General features: G+C 66.9%; 7 protein-coding genes. 5 read left to right on the forward strand and 2 right to left on the reverse strand.

The genetic code is table 11. The features are described from left to right. A partial coding sequence (locus tag Y882_RS20550) for a hypothetical protein (protein ID WP_211259176.1) occupies window positions 1-204 on the reverse strand: 204 nt, incomplete at its 3' end. Between the two features lie 68 nt (window positions 205-272). After that, complete coding sequence (locus tag Y882_RS12935; RefSeq protein ID WP_046972351.1) at window positions 273-1,202, reverse strand: chemotaxis protein; 930 nt, start codon at window positions 1,200-1,202, stop codon at window positions 273-275. A gap of 158 nt (window positions 1,203-1,360) precedes the next feature. Here Y882_RS12935 and Y882_RS12940 point away from each other — a divergent pair, with 158 nt between their 5' ends. The 5 genes from Y882_RS12940 to Y882_RS12960 all read left to right on the forward strand — a co-directional run bounded on the left by Y882_RS12940 (window position 1,361) and on the right by Y882_RS12960 (window position 5,556). Then, on the forward strand, window positions 1,361-2,668 hold the full coding sequence (locus Y882_RS12940; RefSeq protein WP_046972352.1) for a methyl-accepting chemotaxis protein: 1,308 nt from the start codon (window positions 1,361-1,363) through the stop codon (window positions 2,666-2,668). After that, window positions 2,665-3,354, forward strand: coding sequence for a flagellar basal body P-ring formation chaperone FlgA (gene flgA, locus Y882_RS12945; RefSeq protein WP_046972353.1), 690 nt, complete (start codon window positions 2,665-2,667; stop codon window positions 3,352-3,354). The genes Y882_RS12940 and flgA overlap by 4 nt, the downstream gene beginning before the upstream one ends. Before the next feature lie 83 nt (window positions 3,355-3,437). Further along, window positions 3,438-3,761: a flagellar biosynthesis anti-sigma factor FlgM gene (gene flgM / locus Y882_RS12950; protein WP_046972354.1), complete on the forward strand. Its 324-nt coding sequence runs from the start codon at window positions 3,438-3,440 to the stop codon at window positions 3,759-3,761. Further along, window positions 3,758-4,204 (forward strand): flagella synthesis protein FlgN, encoded by a 447-nt coding sequence (locus tag Y882_RS12955; RefSeq protein ID WP_046972355.1) that lies wholly within the window; start codon window positions 3,758-3,760, stop codon window positions 4,202-4,204. The genes flgM and Y882_RS12955 overlap by 4 nt, the downstream gene beginning before the upstream one ends. Before the next feature lie 95 nt (window positions 4,205-4,299). After that, on the forward strand, window positions 4,300-5,556 hold the full coding sequence (locus Y882_RS12960; protein ID WP_046972356.1) for an EAL and HDOD domain-containing protein: 1,257 nt from the start codon (window positions 4,300-4,302) through the stop codon (window positions 5,554-5,556). Window positions 5,557-6,039: the final 483 nt, after the last annotated feature.

A 6,039-nucleotide genomic window follows, 5' to 3' on the forward strand; every position in this document is an offset into this window, starting at 1 on the left:
TTTCTTTTGGTTACTTTTCTTTGGGCAAGCAAAGAAAAGTGACCCGGCCTCCGGCAGGAGGCCGGAAGCCCGCGGCAGGCGAGCCAGGTCGCGATAAGGCGACAACCGGAGACTGACGAAACTGGATGACCAGCCATTCGGCTGTTGAAAGCTCCTCCTGCCTTCGCAGGAATGACGAGCAAAAGAAGCCAGCGTCACCACCATGCAATGAGGCTAGATCGGCCCCTCACCCCAACCCTCTCCCCGCAGGGGAGAGGGGGCAGGAGCGAAAATCAGAACTCCTCAAACCTCTCCGGCATCAACTCCAACACCGTCTGCGCCAACAAATCCGGCTGAAACTTCGCCACAAAGCGATCCGCATTCACCTCGCGCACCATCGCCTCATTGAAGATGCCGCTGATCGAACTGTGCAACACCACCTTCAGCGAACGCAGCGATGCGGTCTCGCGAATCGCGCGCGTCAGCGCATAACCATCCATGCGCGGCATCTCGATATCCGACACCACCAGGGTCACGCTTTCCTCGCCCTGCGTCTCGGCGAGCGCCTCCAGCCGCTCCAGCGCCTCGCGGCCGTCCTGGGCGATCACGCACTCCACGTCCATCTGACGGAACAGGTTCACCAGCTGGTTGCGCGCCACCAGCGAGTCATCGACCACCATCACACGCCGCGGCTGCAGGTCGTGCACGCGCGCGATGCGCTGCATCGGCGCGGACAATTCCGTGGTGTTGGCATTGAGCGTGGCCAGCACGTGCTCCACATCGACCACGGCGACCAGGGCGCCGTCCACGCGCGTCACGGCATTGACGCGGCTGCCAAAGCCCAGGGCTGCCGAAGGCGCGGCCAGCGACTCGCCATCGCAATGCACCAGCCGTTGCGGCTCGGCGACCAGGAAGCCCTGCACGCTGCGGCTGAACTCGGTGACCATCAAGTGTGCCGAGCCCGCATCGCGCAATGACGGGTAACCCAGCGCCACCGCCAGGTCGATGACGGGAATGGTGGTGCCGCGGTAATCGCAGCTGCCGGCAATCAGCGGATGCGCATCGGGCATGCGTTCCATCGGCGGGCGGCGCATGACCTCTCTCACCTTGAATACATTGATGCCGAACAGCTGTTCGTCGCCCATCCGGAACAACAGCATGGCCACGCGGTTGTGGCCCGCCAGCCGGGTCTGCTGTTCCACCTTGTCCATCCACGCGCTCATGCCGATTCCTCTGCGGCCCTGCCGCTATCTCTCCCGCGTATCGGCCGCCGGAGCAGTGGCTTGAGCCGCCATATCGCCATGGCACGTCGCTTGCTTCTCAAGTTCCGACGCTCGCCGCCGATGCCGGAGGCGACCCTATAGGAAGGAACGATCCACCCATGAGTCTGATCTGGAGCCAGCACCTCGCCGAACTTGCCCGCGCTGCCGCGGCGGGTGATCGCGCCCAGGTCGCACAGCTGACGGCCCGCCATCCGCGCGCAGCGCAGGCCTTGGCGCCGCTGCTGTCGGCCGTACTCACCGCCAGGCCGCCGGTGGCCGTGGCCATGCAGACGATGGAACAGCTGGGCCTGGTGCTGGGCGCGTCGCAGCAGCTGGCGCGCGAACAGGCATCGATGCACCAGTCGGCGCAGGAGAGCCGCGACGACGTCGGCCGTTTGACGGATGGCAGCGCCGGAATCTCGACATCCCTCCAACAGATCGGCACCGGCCTGGATTACGCACGCCAGACCGGCGAGACCAGCGAGCGCAGCGTGAGCGAGCTCGACGGCCAGCTGCGCCTGCTGCGCACGGCGCTGTCGGCCATGAACCGCAACCAGAGCAAGCTGGCCGAACAGGTGGCGCAGATCCGCAAGCTCACCAGCGTGGTGCAGGAAATCGCCCACCAGACCAACCTGGTGGCGCTCAATGCCGCCATCGAGGCCGCTCGTGCCGGCGAGGCGGGTCGCGGTTTTGCCGTGGTCGCCGACGAAGTGAAGCAGCTGGCCGAGAAGACCAGCCTGGCCACCAACGAGATCGAGACCGTCACCGGCTCCATCGGCGATTTCTCGCTGCAGCTGGACGGCGATGTGCAGCAAGGCCTGCAGCGCCTCGACCGCGCGCAGGGTGGCCTCAGCCAGACCGAAACCTCGCTGCGCGACAGCGGCGAGGCATTGCGTCAGATCGGCGAGCGCATCGGCAACATGCAGAAGAATCAGGATGTCCACCACGCCCGCGCGGTCGCTGCGCAGGCCGCGCTGGGCGCATGGCATCGCCGCTCGGCCGAAGCCACCCGCCAGTCCGAAGCCCTCAGCCGCGGCGCCCTGCTCGGCCATCGCCTCGCGCTGGACTGGCTGGAAAGCGAGAGCGGCGAAGATCCGGCAAGCCTGAGCCTCACCGTGCGCGAGGCCGCCCAAGGCCTGCGCCAGGCGATGGAGCTGGCACTGCAGGAGCCGGCCGCACTCGACCGCCGCTGGTTCGACACCCAGGCCCTCAGCCGCACGCTCGAGCGCCTCACCGCGGGGCGCGCCAACCATGCCGCTGCCGGTGCGCTCTCGGCGGCTGGCGCACGCTTGCGCGAGCAAGGCAGCACGTTTGCCACCCTGCTCTGCGATGGCCAGCTCGATCAGGCGGGCCAGCTGATGCGGCAGCTCGAAGGCGAGCGCGAAACGCTGCTGACCCAACTGAACGTACTGCTCGCCGATCTATGAAACATCCTCTGGCCGCCCTGCTGCTCGGCGCCCTGGTGCTGCCCGTCCATGCGACGGAGCCGGCACAGGCCGCGCGTGCGGCGGCCGAGCAATGGCTGCGCGGTCAATACGACACGCCCGGCAGCCGCGTGGTGGCGCAGGCCGCCGAGCTGGATACGCGCACGCTGCAGCTGACGCCATGCCCGGGTTCACTGACGGCTGGCTTGCAGGCCGGCGCTCGACTGATGCCACGCATGAACGTGCTGGTCAGGTGCCCGGGCCCGGAAGGCTGGACCCTGCATGTGCCGGTGCAATTGCAGGTGTTCCGCCAGGTGCTGGTGCTGGTGCATCCGCTGCAGCGCGGCGACGGCGTCCGCGTCGACGACGTGCGCAGCGAGGAGCGCGACATCACGCGCCTGGGCTACGGCTATGTCAGCGATGCGGCAGAGCTGCAGGGGCGTACGCTGTCGCGCGCCCTGGGCGCCGGCTCGGTCGTCACGCCGGCGGCCCTGGGCGGGCGCAGCGCGGTGAAGGCGGGCGACCAGGTGCAGTTGGTATCCCGGCTGGATGGGATCGAGGTCCGTGCCAGCGGCGTCGCGCTGGGCGGCGGGGACAGCGGTTCGCGCCTGAAGGTGCGCAACGGCAGCTCCGGCAAGGTGATCGACGCCATGGTGACGGCCCCGGGGGAAGTCCTGGCGCTACCCTGAATGCAGTGCATGAGCGATTAAAGTTTGCGGCCCCCCGGCCGATCCTGTAAGCAACAGGGCCAGATATCCAAGAGAACGGACCCATGAATACCACGATCTCCAACAACGGCTTGCCCAAGCTTCCCCAGCCCGCCACGGGCCAGGCCAGCGGCTCCACGCAGGGCGCTTCCAGCACGACGGCCAGCGATGCCGCCGGCAGCAGCACGGGTGCAAACGACCGCGTCCAGCTGACCGACTCCGCGCGTGCCTTGCAGGAAGCATCCCGCACGAACAGCGGTGCCACCATGGACACGAAGAAAGTCGAGCACATCCGCCAGCAGCTGGCGAGCGGCACCTACAAGGTCGATGCGGGCAAGATCGCCGATCGCATGATGTCCCTCGAAAACCAGCTCAACGGCAAGTCATGAGCCCGTCACTGCAAGCCGAACTGGACCATGCGCTGACCGCCGCGGTGGACGAGATGCGGCTGGCAGTGGGTCAATTGATGGATGCGCTCACCACCGAGCGCACCGCCCTGGAAAATGCCGACGTCGACGCGCTCAACCACGCCGGCGCCAGCAAGCACGAATTGATGGTGCGACTGGAACAGCTCGACAGCGAGCGCGTGCAACTCAGCCAGGGCGCGCCCGAGGCCAGCCGCACGCTGGCACCGCGGTGGCAAGAGATCCTGCAGTCGCTGCGTGCCTGCCAGCAGCTCAACCAACGCAACGGCTATCTCGTGGGCCTGCGCCTGCAGCAGGTGCGCAAGGCGCTGGCCGTACTGACCGGCAACGAAGCGGAAGCGAGCGTGTACGGCCGCGCAGGTGACCTGCGCACGAGCCTGCGCTCACAGTCGCTGGCCGAGGCTTAAGCAGTTATGACGCGCGTGCAGCTTTCCAACACGCGCGGTTGTTTGCAGGCGGCCGTTGCCGCTCCTCTCCACCATCGTCACCACATCGACTGATCATGAGCGAAGCTGCGGCCATCCCCTCCGCCACGGACGCCTCCACCGCCAGCGAACAAGCGCTGCCGGTGATCCGTCTGCCCATGCTGGACAGCAAGCGCGAACTGTTCGCCTATGAAATCGTCTTCCAGGACGATGCCGAGGACGAAGCCACGCTGATGCGTCGCGCGCTCGCCACCATCACCGATGGCGCGCTGGCGCGCCTGGTGCGAGGCAACCGCACCTTCCTGCGGCTCACGCACGAATTGCTGATGGAAGAAACCGACGTGCTGCAGCACCAGCCACGCTTCGGCGTGCTGCTGCAGCCCGAGGCCGCCGCCGATGCCGCCCTGGTCGAACGCCTGGCACGCATGGCGCAACGCGGTTGCCCGCTGATGCTCGATGCCGGCGACACCACGCTGGAATTCAATCCGGCGGTGGAACCCCTGCTCAAGATCGTGCAGTTCGTGCGCCTGGATGCCAGCAAGCTCGATCCGGCTACCCTGCGCTCGCGCAGCGAGTACCTGCATGCGCGCGGCACCCATGTGGTCGCCGGCCATGTCGACGATCACGACACTTATCACCGCTGCGAATCGCTGCCGTTGCAGGCGATCCAGGGCCAGTTCCTGCTGAAGCCCGAACCTGTCGCCGTGCCGGTGCTCGCCGCCAGCCGCCTCAGTCTTCTGCGCCTGATGAAGGCCTTGCAGGAAGGCAATCCGGGTCCGGTGGAACTGGGCCAGATCGTGCGCGACGACGCCATCCTCAGCTACAAGCTGCTGGGCTGCGTGAACTCCGCGTACTTCGCGTTGCCGCGCCAGCTCAAGTCGGTACAGCAGGCCGCCATCTTCTTCGGCGCCGCACGCCTGCGTAACTGGATCTACACCATGGCGCTGAGCGGCACCGGCGATCGTCCGCCGGAACTGCTGCGCGCCGCCCTCATCCGCGCCCACATGTGCGAAAAGCTCGCCCAGCACATGCCCGCCGAACAACGCGAAATGGCCTTCACCGCCGGCCTGTTCTCGCTGCTCGACGCGATGATGGAAGCCCCCATGGATTTCGTCCTGTGGCACCTGCCGCTGGCCCGCGAAATCAGCAGCGCCCTGCTGGAAAACAAGGGCCCGTTCGCCACCCTGCTCGATCAGATCCGCGCGTGGGAAGCCGGCAACCTGCGCGGCGGCGAAGTGCAGCCGCAAGTGATTCGCCGCATGGCGGCGATTTATCTCGAGGCGACGCAGTGGGCCGATCACGTTTATGCGTTTGCGGATCAGCGGCCCAATTGAGCTGCTGATTCCGGTTTCCGCGCTGCGCCACGGTTGACGCCTGCTCGTCTGTGGGAGCGCACCCTGTGCGCGACAGCCACGCCCGGGTGTACCGCTCCGTAGGNNGGTGCGCTCCCACAAAAAAACCGCGCGCAATTTATCAGTCGAGATCCACGGCCTGCGCTCCCTTGTAGGAGCGCACCTTGTGCGCGACCGCGGCGTTGGGGCGTACCGCGCCGTGGGGCTGTCGCGCACAGGGTGCGCTCCTACAAGAGAACGCAAACCCGGCGACGGATGAGCTTCCGCTTTTGATGTGGCTTTTAACCGGGGTCCCCGTATGACGCGGCGGGCGGGTGGAGGAAAGCCCGCAGGGTGGCCGCATGGATGCGGCCAGTTTTTCGACAGGACAGGGATGTCCTGTCGAAAAACCCCGGAGCCCGCCCGCGCACCTGGAGGGCCGAAGGCCCGGAAGGCGCGTCATCCGGGGGGCCCTTTCTTTTGGTT

The sequence above is a fragment of the Dyella japonica DSM 16301 genome, assembly GCF_001010355.1.
GTDB lineage: Bacteria > Pseudomonadota > Gammaproteobacteria > Xanthomonadales > Rhodanobacteraceae > Dyella > Dyella japonica.

Coding starts and splice junctions, on each gene's coding strand:
- Y882_RS12935 (WP_046972351.1), bottom strand. CDS start 1,202: ATGAGCGCGTGGATGGACAAGGTGGAACAGCAGACCCGGCTGGCGGGC.
- Y882_RS12940 (WP_046972352.1), top strand. CDS start 1,361: ATGAGTCTGATCTGGAGCCAGCACCTCGCCGAACTTGCCCGCGCTGCC.
- flgA (WP_046972353.1), top strand. CDS start 2,665: ATGAAACATCCTCTGGCCGCCCTGCTGCTCGGCGCCCTGGTGCTGCCC.
- flgM (WP_046972354.1), top strand. CDS start 3,438: ATGAATACCACGATCTCCAACAACGGCTTGCCCAAGCTTCCCCAGCCC.
- Y882_RS12955 (WP_046972355.1), top strand. CDS start 3,758: ATGAGCCCGTCACTGCAAGCCGAACTGGACCATGCGCTGACCGCCGCG.
- Y882_RS12960 (WP_046972356.1), top strand. CDS start 4,300: ATGAGCGAAGCTGCGGCCATCCCCTCCGCCACGGACGCCTCCACCGCC.